Origin of the sequence: Nostocoides sp. (genome assembly GCF_037045025.1) — a bacterium.
Taxonomy (GTDB): domain Bacteria; phylum Actinomycetota; class Actinomycetes; order Actinomycetales; family Dermatophilaceae; genus Nostocoides_A.
Window position 1 is genome coordinate 377,395 of sequence record NZ_JBAOHM010000015.1, and the last position, 14,953, is coordinate 392,347.

A 14,953-nucleotide genomic window follows, 5' to 3' on the forward strand; every position below is an offset into this window, starting at 1 on the left:
CGTGGGACCCAGTCGCTCCGATACTTCGCGGGGACCCCAGACAAGCCACCTCCAGGAAGTCAACCCCGGCAAAGTCCTACAAGCTCGGCCGGTAGGTGTAGCTGTTGCTGCGGGAGAGCGCGAACTCGAAGATCCCCGACCCGGCCGTCCCCTCCCAGTCGAACGTGGCCAACCGATCGGTCAGCGACGAGTCGAGCTGCCGTGGGGTGACCGACCCGTCCAACGGCCAGACCGAAGCCTCGCGGAAGTCCCGGCCGCGCGCCTTGCCATGGTGGCCGCCGTATCCCGCTCCGGCCAGATAGAGCCCGCGGGCGCTCGCGTCCGCGTGGATGCGATACGAACGCCCGGCCCTCGTCTGCACCAGAACGGTTCCGGAGCGCAGGTCGAGCCCGTCGTCAAAGATGAGGTCATGGGTGACATCGACAATGTCATCGACCTCGCCGTCCGTATGCATGACCGCGCCCTCCAGCAACATCCGTTCACCGGTGCGGCTCTCGACGAGCAGGAAACCCACGCACCGGTCGGGGAATTGCGCCTGGTACCAGATGTGCAGCCCCTGCCCGCCCTGCATCGTGCGCACCCCGCGCGAGCGGTCTCGCTGCCCATACCAGCCGTCGATCGAACGCTGTTGACCGTGGATCGTGATCGTCCCCGAGTAGTGGCCGGACTGGACGAGATGGTCGAACGACGTGGCCTCGTCGCTGGCGTTGTCGACGTCCACCCGGCTCCAGGAGTATGGTGCGCGGGCCCTCCAGGTCGCGTCCATCTCCAGGCCGGTCTCGTTGGGGCCCAGGCGAAGTCGCCATTCCTGGTTCTCGGTGACACACTCGAAGGAGAAGGGGCCGGCAGAGCGCCAATCGGTGTCGCTCAACTCGGTCGAGTGGACGAGGCTGCGCTGCTCGGTCTCGGTGGCCAGCAGCACGAAGCCGTCCGCCACATCCCGCGGCGGATAGAGGCCGCACCCGACGATGATCTCGGGCGGGCTGCCGTCGACCGCGTGCATATTGAACATGAAGCGGTCGAAGAAGCGCTCCGGTAAGCCGTCGGCCTCGGCCGGCAGCACGGGTTGGTCGTGGAAGGACTCGGTCGGCATCATTGGCTCCTTGTCGTCGCAGTGCCGGTCAACACCGGCCCGTCATCCTTGGTCACCTGCAGCTCGAGGGTGGCGACCCCGGCGTCGACGCCGGTCACCGTGCCACCGATCGTCACCGTGTCCCCGAGCACGAGCGGCGCCACGAAGCGCACCTGCAGGCTGCGGATATGCTCGATCCCAACCCAGTCGCTCAGCCACGAGCCGAGCAGACCGGCCTGGAACTGCCCCATGGAGATCACCGTGGAGAAACCGGCCGCGGCCGCAAACTCCGGGTCGTGATGCAGCGGGTTGAAATCGCCACCGGCGCCGGCAAAGCGCACGATGTCGGTCTGGGTGATCGGTCCGATCGTCCGCGGCGGACCGTCCTGGCCGGCAGTCAACTCCGGCGGCGGCCTCATGCCGCACCTCGCTCGATGAGCACCTCGCGCACCCGGGCCGCGATTGCGCCGTCCTGATCGACGTATGCCGTCTCTAGGGTCACCAGCCGCATCGTCCCGCCGCGCTTGCCTTCGCGGGTCTCGTCCCCAACGACAGCGCGCGTTCCGGTGAGCAGGTCGCCGGCGAGGAGCGGACGAGCATACTCCCACTCGACCGAGCCAACGACGATCCGTCTCAAGTCCATCCCGAGGGTCGCGACGACTGCCCGTTGATCCCGGTAGTGGCCGGCGGCCACCACGTGGATCGCCGTCGCAGGCACCGCGGCAAAGCCAGCCTCCCGGGCAGCCTCGGGGTCGGTGTGCACCGGGTCCTCGGCATACGTCGCGCGGGAGAACTCGCGGATCTTGCCGCTCTCGACGGGGAGCCGCACTTCGTCCACGATGGTTCCGACGAGGGTCACCGTTGCATCCTCTCGTGACTGTTTTGGTCTGACCTATAGTATCATTTAGCGTCCCGCCTGAGGAGGCCATGTGGATCTCTCCGACACTCCCGAGGAGGCAGCCTTCCGTGCCGACCTGCGCGCCTGGCTCGCCGAGAACCTCCCCAAGCTGCCCTGGCCCGAGCCGGTCGACCTGGCCGAGCGCCGGCCCTTTTGGGAGCAGTGGCAGGGCATGCTGCACGCGGCTGGCTACAGCGGAATTTCCTGGCCGACCGAATACGGGGGTCAGGGCAAGGATCCGATCATCCGGGCGATCTTCACCGAAGAACTCGACCGCGCCGGAGCTCCGGAGCGACTCAACATCATCGGCGAGGACTTCGGCGGCCCGACCATCGCCCAGTTCGGCACGCCCGAGCAGAAGCAGCGCCTCCTGCCGAAAATCCTGGAGGGCAAGCACATTTGGTGTCAGCTGTTCTCGGAGCCGGAAGCCGGCTCGGACCTGGCGTCCTTGCTCACCCGGGCCACCAAGGTCGACGGCGGGTGGTTGATCAACGGCCAGAAGATCTGGACCTCGCGGGCACAGGTCGCCGACAACGCGATTCTGTTGGCGCGCACCGGCGGCGGGCCACGCCACAAGGGAATCACCTACTTCCTGCTGCCGATGGATACTCCCGGAATCACCGTTCGCCCGCTGCAGCACATGCTCGGCGAGGCCGAGTTCAACGAGGTCTTCCTCGATGACGTGTTCATCCCCGACGACCTCGTCGTCGGCGATGTGGATGGCGGCTGGAAAGTCGCGATGGGCACGCTGGCGTTCGAGCGGGTCGCGATCGCAACCGGTCGCGTCAACACGACCAAGGCGGTCCAGGAAATCGTCGCCAACATCCGTGGGATGACCGATGAGGAGGGGCAGCCGCTCGGCGCCAAGCCCGCGATCCGCCAACGCGTGGCAGACCTGTATGGCCGTGCCCTTGTCCACCACTTGATCAGCCAGCGGGTGATCAGCCTCGCCGCGACGGATGCGCCGCCCGGGCCGGTCACCTCGATCGGCAAGCTCTACTTCTGCCCGTTGGTCGAGGACCTGGCCGACTTCCGGCTCTCGCTCGAACCCATGGGTGGCCAGCTCGCCGCCGAGGACTCCCAGCAGGGAGCGGCCAAATGGCTCCGCCTTGCCTACCAGGCCCGCGGCACCGCCATCGCCGGTGGGTCGACCTTCATCCAGCGCAACATCGTCGCCGAGCGCATCCTCGGCATGCCGAGGAGCTGACCCCAGGTGACCGACAACGCGACTGCCGCCGACTACGTCTGGGAGCCGACCCCTGCGATGGTCGATCAGGCGAACGTGACCCGGCTGGCCCGGGCTCACGGCATCGACGGCATCGCGGCGTTGCGGGAACGCTCCGTGCAGGACATTTCCTGGTTTTGGGATGCGGTCGTCCGCGACCTGGGAATCGTCTTCCGGGAGCCCTATTCGGCGGTGGTCGACCTCTCTCGTGGCATCGAGTTCCCCGACTGGTTCGTCGGAGGCACGCTCAATGTCCTCGACTCGTGCCTGACCCGTTGGGCACGAGACCCGGAAACCGCGACGGAAAGTGCCGTCGTCCACGAGAGCGAGGACGGGCAGATCACGACGCTCACCTTCGCCCAGCTGGAAGCCGAGGTCGAGCGGGTCGCTGCCGGCCTGGCCGGTCTCGGCATCGGCCGCGGCGATGCTGTCGCCCTCTATCTGCCGATGATTCCCGAGGCCGTCGTCGCGCTGTATGCCGTGGCCAAGCTCGGCGCGATGCTCGTCCCGCTGTTCTCTGGCTTCGCTCCCGGAGCAATCACCTCCCGGGTCCAGGACGCGGACGCCGTCGCGGTCATCGTCGCTGACGGCACGATTCGGCGCCGCAAGCGGGTCGCGATGGAGCCGCCGCTCGAGCAGGCGATCGCTGCTTGCCCCACCGTCACGCACCTGATCGTCATCGACAACCTTCACGACGGCACCGAACGCGAAGGCACCGAACGCGACGGCACCGAACATGACGGCGCGGATCAGGCCAGCGGCACCGACGCGCGAGGCGAGCCGGCGGCATACGACCGAGTGCGGTGGGCCGACCTCGGGGGCGCCCCAGTCCCCACCGAAGCCATGGGCTCGGACGAGGTGTTCGCGCTCGCCTACACCTCGGGGACGACCGGCCGCCCCAAGGGCGCCGTGCACACGCATGCCGGCTTCCTGGTCAAGACCGCGAGCGAGGTCGCCTACTCCTTCGACGTCTCGGCCGGCGGGGTCTTCTGCTGGATCACCGACATGGGCTGGGTCATGGGCCCACTCTCGATTATCGGTACGCACGCCAACGGCGCGACGCTGCTGCTCTATGAGGGCTCACCGGATGTGCCGGATCTCGATCGGCTGTGGAACCTCGTCGAGCGGCATCGGGTGACCATGCTCGGGGTGTCCCCGACGCTCATCCGCACCCTGCGTCTAACCACCGATGCCGAACGGGCGCAAGACCTTTCGTCGGTCCACACGCTGGGATCGACCGGCGAGCCCTGGGACCCGGACTCGTATGAATGGCTCGCGCAGGGTCTCTTCGGCGGCCGCGTGCCGATCATCAACTTCTCGGGCGGCACCGAGGTCGGTGGGTCGTTCCTGGCTCCCTACCCAGTCGAGCGAATTCACAGTTGCTCGCTTGGTGGCCCCTCGCTCGGCATGGACGTCGACGTCGTCGACGATGCCGGCAATTCGATTCGCGGCGAGGTCGGTGAGCTCGTCTGCCGACAGCCCTGGCCGGCGATGACCCGCGGGGTCTGGAAGGACGAGGAGCGCTATCTCGAGTCCTACTGGCGCACCTTCCCCGGGATGTGGCGGCACGGCGACTATGCCCTCGCCGACGAGACCGGCTGGTATATCCGCGGCCGCAGCGACGACGTCATGAATGTCGCCGGCAAACGCCTGGCCCCGGCCGAGGTCGAAGGCGTGATGACGACTCATCCCGCGGTCTCGGAGGCGGCGGCCATCGGTGTCCCCGACCCAAAGAAGGGTGAAACCGTCTGGGCCTTTTGGGTGCCCCGTCCCGACGCCACCGAGGACGTCTCCGACCAGTTGCGCGCGATGATCGCCGCCGAGCTTGGGAACCCCTTCGCACCAAGTGTTGTTTGCCGCGTCGAGCGTCTGCCCAAGACCCGCAGCCAAAAGATCATGCGCCGGGCTGTCCGCGCCGCGGCGCTGGGCACCGACCCCGGTGATCTCGCCGGTGCCGAGAACCCGGAATCGATCGAGGAGATTCGCGCCGCCATCGACTCTCGCTGAGCGCGCAGGCCACGCCAAAGGGGGTATGCCGCTCCGCCCTGGGGTAGATGCGGGAGCGCCGCCGGAACCGCACACTCATCTGCAGTGATTCGGTCAGACCAAAGATGGCCGAACGAGCACACGAAGGAGTGCGCGATGCGGATCCAGGCGGCGGTCGTCGAGGAGCTCGGGGCCGATTTCACGATCGACGATGTGGACCTGCAATAGCCCCAGGGCGGGGAGGTGCTCGTCGAGATCGCGGCGGTCGGCCTGTGCCACACCGATATCGCCGTCCAGCACGGCCACCTGCCCTTCCCCCTCCCCGGCGTCTTTGGGCACGAGGGTGCCGGCACCGTCGTCAGTGTCGGCCCGGGCGTGACCAAGGTCGCCCCGGGCGACAAGGTGGCGCTGACCTTCAACAGCTGCGGTGCCTGCCCCTCCTGCACCAAGAACCAGCCGGCCTACTGCCACGACTTCCTGGCCCGCAACCTCGGCGGCGCGCGGCCCGATGGCCGCAGCCCGATCGCACTGTCCGGCACTGGGATCGGTGGCAACTTCCTCGACGCCATGAGCGCCGCCCTCGGCGCGCTCGCCCACAAGGGCACCTTCGGCATCATCGGCGTCCCCGCCGATCCCACTGCGGCACTTCCGGTTCCGATCATGCTCGCCCAGGTGCTCGGGGCCCGGATCATTGGCATCGTGGAGGGCGACAGCGTCCCCGACGAATTCATCCCCTACCTTGCCCGCCTCAACCAGGAGGGCCGCTTCCCCTACGACCGCCTCATCACGGCCCTGCCGTTCATCGGCATCAACGACGCCATCGCCGCCCAGAGCCGCGGGGAGGCCGTCAAGGTCGTCCTCGTCCACAACCTGACCGCACCGGATAACTGACATGAGCATCACCTACGACGACCTCTACATCGGCCGGGGCCTGGGCCGCGCCCCAGGCCGCCGGCCGGATCCAGGTCCTCGGGGCTGCCACCGAGACCGAAATCGGCTCCGTCCCCGACGGCACCGACGCCGACATCGACGGCGCCGTCGCGGCCGCCCGCACCGCCTTCGATGCGCCCGACGGCTGGTCCACCTGGGACGCCGCCAAGCGAGGGGAGGTGCTGGAACGCTTCGCCGTCGAACTGGAATCCCGCGCCGCGGACACCGCCACGCGGGTGACCCAGCAGAACGGTATGCCGATCTGGCTCGCCGAGAACTTCGAGGGCGGCTTTCCCCCTCTCCTGCTGCGCTATTACACCGAGCTGGCCGCGGCCGCCGAGCAGGAAGAGGTTCGCCCAGGCATGCTCGGCGGGCAGGCGATCATCCGGCGCGAACCGGTCGGCGTGGTCGCCGCGATCGTCCCGTGGAATGTCCCGCAGGCGATCACCTTCCTCAAGCTCGCTCCAGCTCTCGCCGCCGGCTGCGCCGTCGTCCTCAAACCCGCGCCCGAGACCGTCCTCGACGCCTTCCTCATGGCCGAGGCGGCCACCGCGGCCGGTCTGCCGCCCGGCGTGCTCAACATCGTCCCCGGGGGGCGCGAACTCGGCGCCTATCTCGTGGCCCACCCGGGCATCGACAAGGTCTCCTTCACCGGCTCCACCGCCGCCGCCCGGGCCATCGCCGAGACGTGCGGGCGGCTGCTGCGTCCGGTCACCCTCGAACTCGGCGGCAAGTCGGCCGCCGTGGTCCTCGACGACGCCGACCTGGCCGGCACGATCGAGTCCTTCTTCGCCTCCACCCTGCTCAACAACGGGCAGATCTGCTGGCTCGGCACCCGGGTTCTGGCCCCGCGCTCGCGCTACGAAGAGGTCGTCGACACGGTCAGCGGACTCGCGGGATCGCTGACGATCGGTGACCCGATGGACCCGAGCACCCAAGTGGGACCGCTCGTTCCGGCCCGCCAACGCGACCGCGTCGAGTCCTATATCGCCAAGGGCAGCTCCGACGGGGGCCGGCGCACCGTCGAGACGGTCAACTGCGCACCCGACTTCATGGCCGGCCGGCAACTGATCGACAAGGGCGTCCCGGTCGCCGCTGAGGCGATCGGTGATGTGTCGGTTCCGTTGCGCGACATACTTAAAGGAGTTGTCAGTCATGGTTGAGGTCACCTTCGTTGACACGTCCGGCACGCCGACACCGATCCGCGTCGCTACGGGCACGACGCTGATGCGGCTCGCCGTCGACAACGTCGTGCCGGGCGTGGTCGGTCAATGCGGCGGCAACATGATGTGCGGCACCTGCCACGTCGTCTTGAGTGAGGAGGCCTTCGCCGCCGCGGGACCGCCGCACCCCGAGGAGGAGGAGATGCTCATGTTCCTCCCGGAACGCCAAGGCCGTTCCCGGTTGGGGTGTCAGGTGCCCGTCTCGTCACTCCCTGTCGGCGCGGTCGTGCACACCCCCGAGGACCAGCCGGGCGTGTGAGGCGAGGCCGGCTCAGTCGATGTCGATGTCCGTGCGGGCTTCGACCGCGGCGACTTCCTCGCTGTAGGAGTGAACGTGCCGTTCCATCCGGCGGAGCGCGGCTGCGGGGTCCTGGTCGCGAATCGCCCGGTTGATCGCCGTGTGCGCCCGCACCGTGGTTGCGCGAACAACATCGTCGATGAACTCCTCGTTGTGGGTGGCCGAATAGATCGCCGGGCCCAAGGCCATCATCATCCCGATGAGCAACTCGTTGTGACTCGCCCGAGCGACCGCAAGGTGCCAGTCGATATTGGCATGCAGGAAGTCGGCCAGGTCGCCGGCGTCAGCGACCGCCTGGTTGAGGTCGACAAGTGCCTCCAGGTCCGCCGCGGTCCGATTGCGCGCGGCGAGTTTGGCGCAGAAGGGTTCGAGGCCCTCGCGGGTCTCGAGCAGGGCAGCCAGGCGGATCTGGCGGCCGCGGATCAACAAGCCCACGCTGCGGGCCATCGACTCCTCGCCCGGCCGCTGCACGAAGGCGCCGCCGGCGCGACCGGCCTTGATCTTGACCAGGCCCTGCACCTCGAGGATCCGCAGGGCCTCCCGGACGGTCGTGCGGCTCATGTGGGTCTGGACGACGAGTTCTCGCTCCGGGGGGAGTGCTGCGCCCTCGGGAAACTCGCCGCTGAGGATGCGTTCGCGCAATTCCTCGGCGAGGACGTCCGAGGCCTTGGGAACCGCCATCGGGGCCAAGCGGATGGACGATCGTCCCTGTTGCGCCCGTGCTTCCGCTGTGCGTGCCACGACTCCCCCTCAATATGGTCTATTGGTTAGACCTAAGTTAGGATCACCAGTATTCAATCATGTCCGAGGGTAGTTCCTCTTTTACCGCGAGGAGAGCCGACATGCGCTGGGCGCTGACGAAGGACCAACTCGATTTCCAACGAGACCTGGCCGGCTGGCTTGATCACGTCGCCGATTCCGCCCAGGTACGCGACTGGTGCGCTAGCGGCCCATCGGACTACCTCGAGGCGCTGACCGAAGCGGGATGGCTCGCCGGCGGCATACCCGAGGAGTTGGGCGGAGCTGGCGGCGGGCTGGTCGAAGTCGCGCTGGCGACCGAGGCAATGGCCGCACGCGCAGTGCCCTCCGGAGCCTGGACGGCTTCGCTGATCGCCCTTCCCGCGCTGGCCGCCATTCCCGGTCGCGTCGCCGAGTTGATCGAGGAGGGCGCGTATGCCGCCGCGGCCGTCCGCGCCGATGCCGCCCCCGACGGACCCACCTCGGTCACCGCTGACGGGGACGGCCGCCTGACCGGCCGGGTCCCGCTGGTCCTCGGCGCCGCCTCGGCACGGACCCTCATCGTCCCGGCCGCCGGGCCGGACGGCAGCCTCGGACTGTATGCCGTGGACTCCCAGGCGCTCGGCCTGCACCTGGACCCGCGCACCCTGCTGGATGCCTCCCGGGATGCGGCCGACGTCACCATGGACGACACACCGGGGACGGCACTGGATCTCGATGTCCGCGCGATACTCGCCGAGATGGCCCTTCGGGCCGCGGTGATCGTCAGCGCCGACTCCCTCGGCGCCGCGCAACGCATGCTCGACCTCGCCGTCGAATACAGCCAGCAGCGCGAGCAGTTCGGCGTTCCGATCGGCTCCTTCCAAGCGGTCAAGCATGCGGCGGCGACCATCCTCGTCGGCGTCGAGGCCGCCCGCTCGATTGTCTACCCCGCGGCCGCCGCGGTCGAGACGGGAAGCGAGATGGCCCTCCCCTATGCGGCCGCTGCCAAGGCCCAGGTCGGCGCCGCCGCGGTGGCCGCGGCAGACAGCGCACTGACCATGCACGGCGCGATCGGCTACACGTGGGAGCATGACCTGCAGCTCTACTACAAGCGGGCAAAGCTCAACGGCACGCTGTTCGGCTCCACGGCGCAGTGGAACGAGCGCCTCGCCGGGCTGCTCGACCTCGTGCCCGCGTGAACACCCCCGAGGTGACACCGGCCTCGCTTTGGCGTTATGGTATGACCAATTAGTTATCGCTACCTGTCGACAGGATGCCAGTCGTGGATTTCGAACCGACCGAGGACCAACGCGCAATCCGCAGCGCCGTGCGGGGGCTTGCGGCACGCTTCGACGACCAGTACTGGATGGAGAAGGATCTCGCCCACGAGTTCCCGCGCGAGTTCTACGACGCGTTCGCCCAGGGCGGCTGGCTCGGTATCACCACGCCCGAGGAATTCGGCGGCCAGGGGATGGGCATCACCGAGGCCTCGATTCTCCTGGAGGAGGTGGCGGCGTCCGGCGCCGGGATGAATGGCGCCAGCTCGATGCACCTGTCGATCTTTGGGATGCACCCGGTCATCGTTCACGGTTCGGCCCATATGAAGGAGCGCACGCTGCCTCGCCTGGTCGAGGGTGACCTGCACGTCTGCTTCGGCGTCACCGAGCCGGGGGCCGGACTGGATACCACCAAGATCACCACCTTTGCCCAGCGCGACGGCGACGACTACGTCGTCAGTGGCCGGAAAGTCTGGATCTCCAAGGCGATCGAGTCCGAGAAAGTCCTCTTGCTCACCCGCACAACGCGATTCGAGGACGTCAAGAAGAAGACCGATGGGCTGACGCTCTTTCTCACCGACGTCAAGGTCGACGGAGTCGAGATCCGACCCATCAAGAAGATGGGCCGCAACGCCGTCACGTCCAACGAGTTGTTCATCGACGGAATGCGCATCCCCGCCGAGGACCGCGTCGGGGAGGAGGGCGAGGGCTTTAGGTACATCCTCGACGGGCTCAACCCCGAGCGCATGCTGGTGGCCGCCGAGGCCCTGGGGATCGGCCGGGCCGCATTGCGGCGGGCGACGCAATACGCGAACGAACGGGAAGTCTTCGGCCGCCCGATCGGCATGAACCAGGGGTTGCAGTTCCCGCTCGCCGACTCGCTCGCCCGGCTCGACGCCGCCGAACTCGTGTTGCGGAAGGCGACCTGGCTCTATGACCACGGCAAACCGTGCGCCAAGGAGGCCAATATGGCCAAGTACCTATGCGCCGACGCGGCTTTTGAGTGCGCCGACCGGGCTCTGCAGACCCACGGCGGGATGGGCTACTCCGAGGAGTACCACGTCGCGAGATACTTCCGCGAAGCCCGGCTGACCCGGATCGCGCCGCTCAGCCAGGAGATGGTGCTCAACTATCTCGGCGAGCACGTGCTGCACCTGCCCAGGAGCTATTGATGAACGCGTTGTCCGGACGAACCGCCCTGGTCACCGGCGCCGGTGGCGGCATCGGCGCCGCCGTCGCCCGCGCCTTTGGCGCCGAAGGCGCCGCCGTGCTCGTGACCGATGTCGACTCGGCTGCCGCGGCCGCGGTAGCGGAGCAGATCGTCGCCGCCGGAGGGCGCGCCGAATCCGCCCGCCTCGATGTCCGAGACGCGACGCAAGCCCGTGCCGCCGCCGAGCGGGCCGCGAGCCTCGGCGGCGGCACGCTCAACATCCTGGTCAACAACGCGGGCGTGATCGCGCCCGCCATGTTCGCCAAGCTGGAGGAGGAAGCGTTTGCCCGGATTGTCGACATTCACCTGACCGGCAGCTTCCGGTGCAGCAAGGCGGTTTTGCACTTCCTCCCCGACGACGGCACCGGGCGGATCATCAATGTGACCTCTGCCGCTGGCCTGACCGGGACGATCGGCCAGGCGAACTATGGGGCCGCCAAGGCCGGAATCATCGGGTTGACGAAGTCCCTCGCCAAGGAGTTGGCGGGGCGCCAGATCACGGTCAACGCGATCGCCCCGCTCGCCGCCACACCAATGACCGAGACCGTTCGAACTAACGAAAAACTGAACAACCTCAACCTTTCCCGCGTGGCGATGGGGCGCTGGGCCGACCCGGACGAGATCGCCCCGGTCTTTGTCTTCTTTGCCTCGGACGCCGCGTCTTATGTCACCGGCCAGGTGTTGCCCGTCGACGGGGGGCTGGTGATCTGATGCCTCGCACTCCCACCGGCCCGTTCGCACAGCACGCGCGCGAGGTGCTCATCGTCGACGGTGTGCGCACCCCCTTCGGCCGTTCGCACGCCGAGCGTGGCTGGTTTCGCGACGTCCACCCCAATGCGATCCTCGCGACGGTGTATGCCGCCCTGCTCGCCCGCAGCGGTTTGGCGCCTACCGACATCGAGGACCTGCACGTCGGCTGCACGGCACCCTTCGGCGAGCAGTCCCGCAACATCGGCCGCAACGCCTGGCTGCATGCCGGCTATCCGCCGGAGATCCCCGCCGTCACCCTCGATCGCCGGTGCGGCTCGGCGCAGACCGCAGCCGAGCTCGCCGCTGGTCTGGTCGGCACCGGCACCCACGATCTGATCATTGCCGCGGGGGTCGAGCACATGCACCATGTGCCGATGACCTCTCCCGCAAAGATCTCGGAGCTGTATGGGGACCCGTGGACACCCGAGATGTGGGCGCAATACGACTTTGTGCACCAAGGCGAGAGCGCCGAACTGATCGCTGACCGGTGGGATATTACCCGCCAGGAGATGGACGCGCTCGCCGCTGAATCGCATCACCGCGCGGCCGCGGCGGCCGCTGCCGGACGGTTCGACGACGAGATCATCGCGATGGAACTGGACGGTCAGATCCGCACCAGCGACCAGACCGTCCGGCCCGAGACCACCACCGAGACCCTCGCCGGGTTGCGACCCGCGTTCCGCGAGAACGGATCGGTGACCGCAGGCTCGTCCTCGCCGATCTGCGACGGGGCAGCCGGGGTTCTCCTGGCCTCCCGTGATGCCGTCGACCGGCACGGTCTACGGGCACGGGCACGGATCGTCGACCAGACCACCGTCGGTGTCGACCCGATCCTCATGCTCACCGGCCCAATCCCCGCCACCGACAAGATCCTGCAGCGTAATGGCCTGACCCTCAACGACATCGACCTGATCGAGATAAACGAGGCGTTCGCCTCGGTCGTCATCGCCTGGGAGCGAGAGCTGAAGGCCGATATGGCCAAGGTCAACGTCAATGGCGGCGCAATCGCCCTGGGACACCCCGTCGGCGCCACCGGCGGCCGGCTGCTGGCCGCGATCGTCGGCGAGCTCGAGCGCCGCGACGCCGAACTCGGCCTGGTCACCATGTGCTGTGGTGGCGGAATGGGCACCGCGACGCTGATTCAACGGCTCTGACATGGTCGACCTGCGGCAGTTCCTCACCGCCGGCAGCGGCCTGTGGTGGAGCCAGACCAGCGCCGAACCAACCGTTCTGGTGCGAGCCTTGCTCGACCAGGTCGCCGACATCGGCCCGGTGCGCGCCTTCGTCGGCATGACGTGGGACCCGGCGATCGGCAGCGAGTTGCCCGAGGAGATCTCGGTCCTCTCCTATGGCGGGCTGGGGCGGTTGCAGGCCCTGAGTGCCGAAGGGCGACTGGATGTCCTTGCCTGCCATTTTTCTTCTTTACCAAGGCTTTTCGCTGATGGTCATTTGCCGTGCGATGTCGGCCTGGTGCAGGTATCACCCCCCGATGACGACGGCAACTGCTCGCTGGGCGTGGGCGTCGACTATGTCGCCGACGCGGTCGAACACACCCGGGTCCTGATCGCCGAGATCAACCAGCAGATGCCGCCAACTACGGGCTCACGACGAATCCCGTTGTCCCGCTTCGCGGCCACCGTCGAGACCGACCGGCCCCTGCTCACGGCGCCGACCACTGCAGTCAAGCCCGTCGACCAGCGCATCGCCGCCAATGTCGCGGCGCTCATCGAAGACGGCGACACCATCCAGATTGGGGTCGGCTCTCTACCTGCTGCGGTCCTCGCGACGCTGCGGGGACACCGCGATCTCGGCGTGCATTCGGGGATGATCGCCGACGGCGTTCTCGACCTCGTCGAGACGGGCGTGCTGACGGGGGCGCGCAAGGAGATCGATCCCGGCCTGATCGTCACCGGTGCTGCGCTGGGCAGCAGCCGGCTGTATCACTCGCTGGAGCAAATCCCGGTCGAGTTCCGGCCGGTCAGCTACACCCACGACCCGCGCGTGCTGTCCCAGTTGCGATCGCTTGTCGCCATCAATTCGGCGATCGAGGTCGACCTGACCGGCCAGGTCGGCGCCGAACGGCGCGCTGGCGTCACGGTCGGGGCCATCGGTGGCCAGACCGACTTCTCCCGTGCCGCCGCGCTCACCGGCTCCCGCTCGATCATCGCCTTGCGCTCGACCGCACGGGGCTCCTCGACGATCAAGCCCACGCTGGAATTTGGCGCCGTGACGACTTCACGAGCCGATGTCGACTTCGTCGTCACCGAGCACGGGGTCGCCAAGCTGACCGGCTGCCCGATCTCCGAGCGCCCGCACCGCGTCATCGAGGTCGCCGATCCGGCCCACCGGGAGGCACTTGCCGCCCAGCTGCGCACCCAGCGCTTCGAACCCTCCGCCAACACCGCGCTGCACTGAGAGGCCCTCGATGACGACGACCCTGCCCACACGCGTGCACATTCGCGAGGTCGGCCCACGGGACGGTTTCCAGAACGAGCCCGAGCACATCCCCACGGCCGCCAAGATCAGCCTGATCAACGCGCTCGGTCGCTCCGGCCTCAAGCGGCTCGAGGTGGCTAGCTTCGTGCGCGCCGACGTCATCCCGCAACTTGCCGACGCCGGCGAGGTGCTGACCGGCATTGAGGTCCCTGACGACGTCTCGCTCCTCGTCCTCATCCCCAACTCCAAGGGGCTGAATAGCTCGCTGGCCTATCGACAGCACTTCCACGAGGTCGGCATCTTTGTCAGCGGCTCGGAGACCCACAATAAGAAGAACGTCAATCGGACGATTGCCGACACAATGGCCGACAACGTGGTCATGGCCAAGCGAATCACCGCCGAAGGCCTGCGGTGCGGCGCCGTGATCGCCACCTCCTTCGGCTGCCCCTTCGAGGGCAAGGTCGACATGGATCGCGTCCTCGACCTCGCCGAGCAGTTCGCGGCGATGGGAGCCAGTGAGGTCGGTTTCGGCGACACGACGGGCATGTGCAATCCCGCGTATGCCGGCGACTTCTTCGCCGCCGCAATCGAGCGCCTGCCCGGGGTCGAGGTCACCGCCCACTTCCACAACACTCGAGGCCAGGGACTTGCCAACGCGTATGCCGCGCTCGCGGCCGGCTGCGACAGTTTCGAGTCTAGCTTCGGTGAACTCGGAGGGTGCCCGGTTCCCAAGGGATCGACGGGCAATATCGCCACCGAGGACCTCGTCGGGATGTTCCACGAGATGGGCGTGGCGACCGGTGTCGACCTTCCCCAGCTGATCGCCGCCGCCCGAGAGGCCCAGCAGACCCTCGGGCGCCAATTGACGAGCCACTCGATCATCGCCGGTCCCGTCGTCTGGAATACGGCCGGGTGAGAACCCGAAACT

14 protein-coding genes and 1 pseudogene are annotated in these 14,953 nt (G+C 67.9%); 11 read left to right on the top strand and 4 right to left on the bottom strand.

The window, feature by feature from the left end; translation table 11 throughout:
* Window positions 1-76: 76 nt before the first annotated feature.
* The 3 genes from V9G19_RS20825 to V9G19_RS20835 are packed head-to-tail and all read right to left on the bottom strand — an operon-like array spanning window position 77 to window position 1,931.
* The gene (locus tag V9G19_RS20825; protein WP_462287320.1) at window positions 77-1,093 is read right to left on the bottom strand and encodes a hypothetical protein; all 1,017 of its coding nucleotides are present in this window, start codon (window positions 1,091-1,093) and stop codon (window positions 77-79) included.
* Window positions 1,093-1,491, bottom strand: a complete 399-nt coding sequence (locus V9G19_RS20830; RefSeq protein ID WP_462287321.1) for a MaoC family dehydratase — start codon at window positions 1,489-1,491, stop codon at window positions 1,093-1,095. Before V9G19_RS20830 ends, V9G19_RS20825 begins: the two co-directional genes overlap by 1 nt.
* On the bottom strand, window positions 1,488-1,931 hold the full coding sequence (locus tag V9G19_RS20835) for an FAS1-like dehydratase domain-containing protein (protein ID WP_462287322.1): 444 nt from the start codon (window positions 1,929-1,931) through the stop codon (window positions 1,488-1,490). The genes V9G19_RS20830 and V9G19_RS20835 overlap by 4 nt, the downstream gene beginning before the upstream one ends.
* 70 nt (window positions 1,932-2,001) lie before the next feature.
* On the opposite strand from V9G19_RS20835, the gene V9G19_RS20840 reads away from it, so the two are divergent.
* The 5 genes and pseudogenes from V9G19_RS20840 to V9G19_RS20860 all read left to right on the top strand — a co-directional run bounded on the left by V9G19_RS20840 (window position 2,002) and on the right by V9G19_RS20860 (window position 7,593).
* A complete protein-coding gene (locus tag V9G19_RS20840) occupies window positions 2,002-3,177 on the top strand; it encodes an acyl-CoA dehydrogenase family protein (protein WP_462287323.1) in 1,176 nt (391 codons plus the stop codon).
* A 6-nt stretch (window positions 3,178-3,183) separates the two neighbouring features.
* Entirely contained in the window at window positions 3,184-5,202 is a 2,019-nt protein-coding gene (locus V9G19_RS20845) for an AMP-binding protein (RefSeq protein WP_462287324.1), read from the top strand.
* A gap of 222 nt (window positions 5,203-5,424) precedes the next feature.
* On the top strand, window positions 5,425-6,072 hold the full coding sequence (locus V9G19_RS20850; RefSeq protein WP_462287325.1) for an alcohol dehydrogenase catalytic domain-containing protein: 648 nt from the start codon (window positions 5,425-5,427) through the stop codon (window positions 6,070-6,072).
* 53 nt (window positions 6,073-6,125) lie between these two features.
* Window positions 6,126-7,274, top strand: a pseudogene (locus V9G19_RS20855) (aldehyde dehydrogenase family protein); the annotation flags it as partial.
* On the top strand, window positions 7,267-7,593 hold the full coding sequence (locus tag V9G19_RS20860; RefSeq protein ID WP_462287326.1) for a 2Fe-2S iron-sulfur cluster-binding protein: 327 nt from the start codon (window positions 7,267-7,269) through the stop codon (window positions 7,591-7,593). The pseudogene V9G19_RS20855 and the gene V9G19_RS20860, both read left to right, overlap by 8 nt.
* 12 nt (window positions 7,594-7,605) lie before the next feature.
* Here V9G19_RS20860 and V9G19_RS20865 read toward each other — a convergent pair whose 3' ends face one another.
* Complete coding sequence (locus tag V9G19_RS20865) at window positions 7,606-8,313, bottom strand: FadR/GntR family transcriptional regulator (protein WP_462287327.1); 708 nt, start codon at window positions 8,311-8,313, stop codon at window positions 7,606-7,608.
* A gap of 161 nt (window positions 8,314-8,474) precedes the next feature.
* Between V9G19_RS20865 and V9G19_RS20870 the strand changes: the two genes are divergently transcribed.
* The 6 genes from V9G19_RS20870 to V9G19_RS20895 all read left to right on the top strand — a co-directional run bounded on the left by V9G19_RS20870 (window position 8,475) and on the right by V9G19_RS20895 (window position 14,941).
* Window positions 8,475-9,551 carry an acyl-CoA dehydrogenase family protein gene (locus V9G19_RS20870; protein ID WP_462287328.1) on the top strand — a complete coding sequence of 359 codons (1,077 nt, stop codon included), beginning with the start codon at window positions 8,475-8,477 and terminating at the stop codon, window positions 9,549-9,551.
* Between the two features lie 74 nt (window positions 9,552-9,625).
* On the top strand, window positions 9,626-10,801 hold the full coding sequence (locus tag V9G19_RS20875) for an acyl-CoA dehydrogenase family protein (protein WP_462287329.1): 1,176 nt from the start codon (window positions 9,626-9,628) through the stop codon (window positions 10,799-10,801).
* The gene (locus tag V9G19_RS20880) at window positions 10,801-11,550 is read left to right on the top strand and encodes an SDR family NAD(P)-dependent oxidoreductase (protein ID WP_462287330.1); all 750 of its coding nucleotides are present in this window, start codon (window positions 10,801-10,803) and stop codon (window positions 11,548-11,550) included. Before V9G19_RS20875 ends, V9G19_RS20880 begins: the two co-directional genes overlap by 1 nt.
* Window positions 11,550-12,743: a thiolase family protein gene (locus V9G19_RS20885; RefSeq protein WP_462287331.1), complete on the top strand. Its 1,194-nt coding sequence runs from the start codon at window positions 11,550-11,552 to the stop codon at window positions 12,741-12,743. The genes V9G19_RS20880 and V9G19_RS20885 overlap by 1 nt, the downstream gene beginning before the upstream one ends.
* Window position 12,744: 1 nt before the next feature.
* The gene (locus V9G19_RS20890; RefSeq protein ID WP_462287332.1) at window positions 12,745-14,004 is read left to right on the top strand and encodes an acetyl-CoA hydrolase/transferase family protein; all 1,260 of its coding nucleotides are present in this window, start codon (window positions 12,745-12,747) and stop codon (window positions 14,002-14,004) included.
* 10 nt (window positions 14,005-14,014) lie between these two features.
* On the top strand, window positions 14,015-14,941 hold the full coding sequence (locus V9G19_RS20895; protein ID WP_462287333.1) for a hydroxymethylglutaryl-CoA lyase: 927 nt from the start codon (window positions 14,015-14,017) through the stop codon (window positions 14,939-14,941).
* Window positions 14,942-14,953: the final 12 nt, after the last annotated feature.

What these genes read in the sequence shown, in the direction of transcription:
- V9G19_RS20825 (WP_462287320.1), bottom strand. Translation starts at nt 1,093, where the DNA reads ATGCCGACCGAGTCCTTCCACGACCAACCCGTGCTGCCGGCCGAGGCC.
- V9G19_RS20830 (WP_462287321.1), bottom strand. Translation starts at nt 1,491, where the DNA reads ATGAGGCCGCCGCCGGAGTTGACTGCCGGCCAGGACGGTCCGCCGCGG.
- V9G19_RS20860 (WP_462287326.1), top strand. Translation starts at nt 7,267, where the DNA reads ATGGTTGAGGTCACCTTCGTTGACACGTCCGGCACGCCGACACCGATC.
- V9G19_RS20865 (WP_462287327.1), bottom strand. Translation starts at nt 8,313, where the DNA reads ATGGCGGTTCCCAAGGCCTCGGACGTCCTCGCCGAGGAATTGCGCGAA.
- V9G19_RS20870 (WP_462287328.1), top strand. Translation starts at nt 8,475, where the DNA reads ATGCGCTGGGCGCTGACGAAGGACCAACTCGATTTCCAACGAGACCTG.
- V9G19_RS20875 (WP_462287329.1), top strand. Translation starts at nt 9,626, where the DNA reads ATGCCAGTCGTGGATTTCGAACCGACCGAGGACCAACGCGCAATCCGC.
- V9G19_RS20880 (WP_462287330.1), top strand. Translation starts at nt 10,801, where the DNA reads ATGAACGCGTTGTCCGGACGAACCGCCCTGGTCACCGGCGCCGGTGGC.
- V9G19_RS20885 (WP_462287331.1), top strand. Translation starts at nt 11,550, where the DNA reads ATGCCTCGCACTCCCACCGGCCCGTTCGCACAGCACGCGCGCGAGGTG.
- V9G19_RS20890 (WP_462287332.1), top strand. Translation starts at nt 12,745, where the DNA reads ATGGTCGACCTGCGGCAGTTCCTCACCGCCGGCAGCGGCCTGTGGTGG.
- V9G19_RS20895 (WP_462287333.1), top strand. Translation starts at nt 14,015, where the DNA reads ATGACGACGACCCTGCCCACACGCGTGCACATTCGCGAGGTCGGCCCA.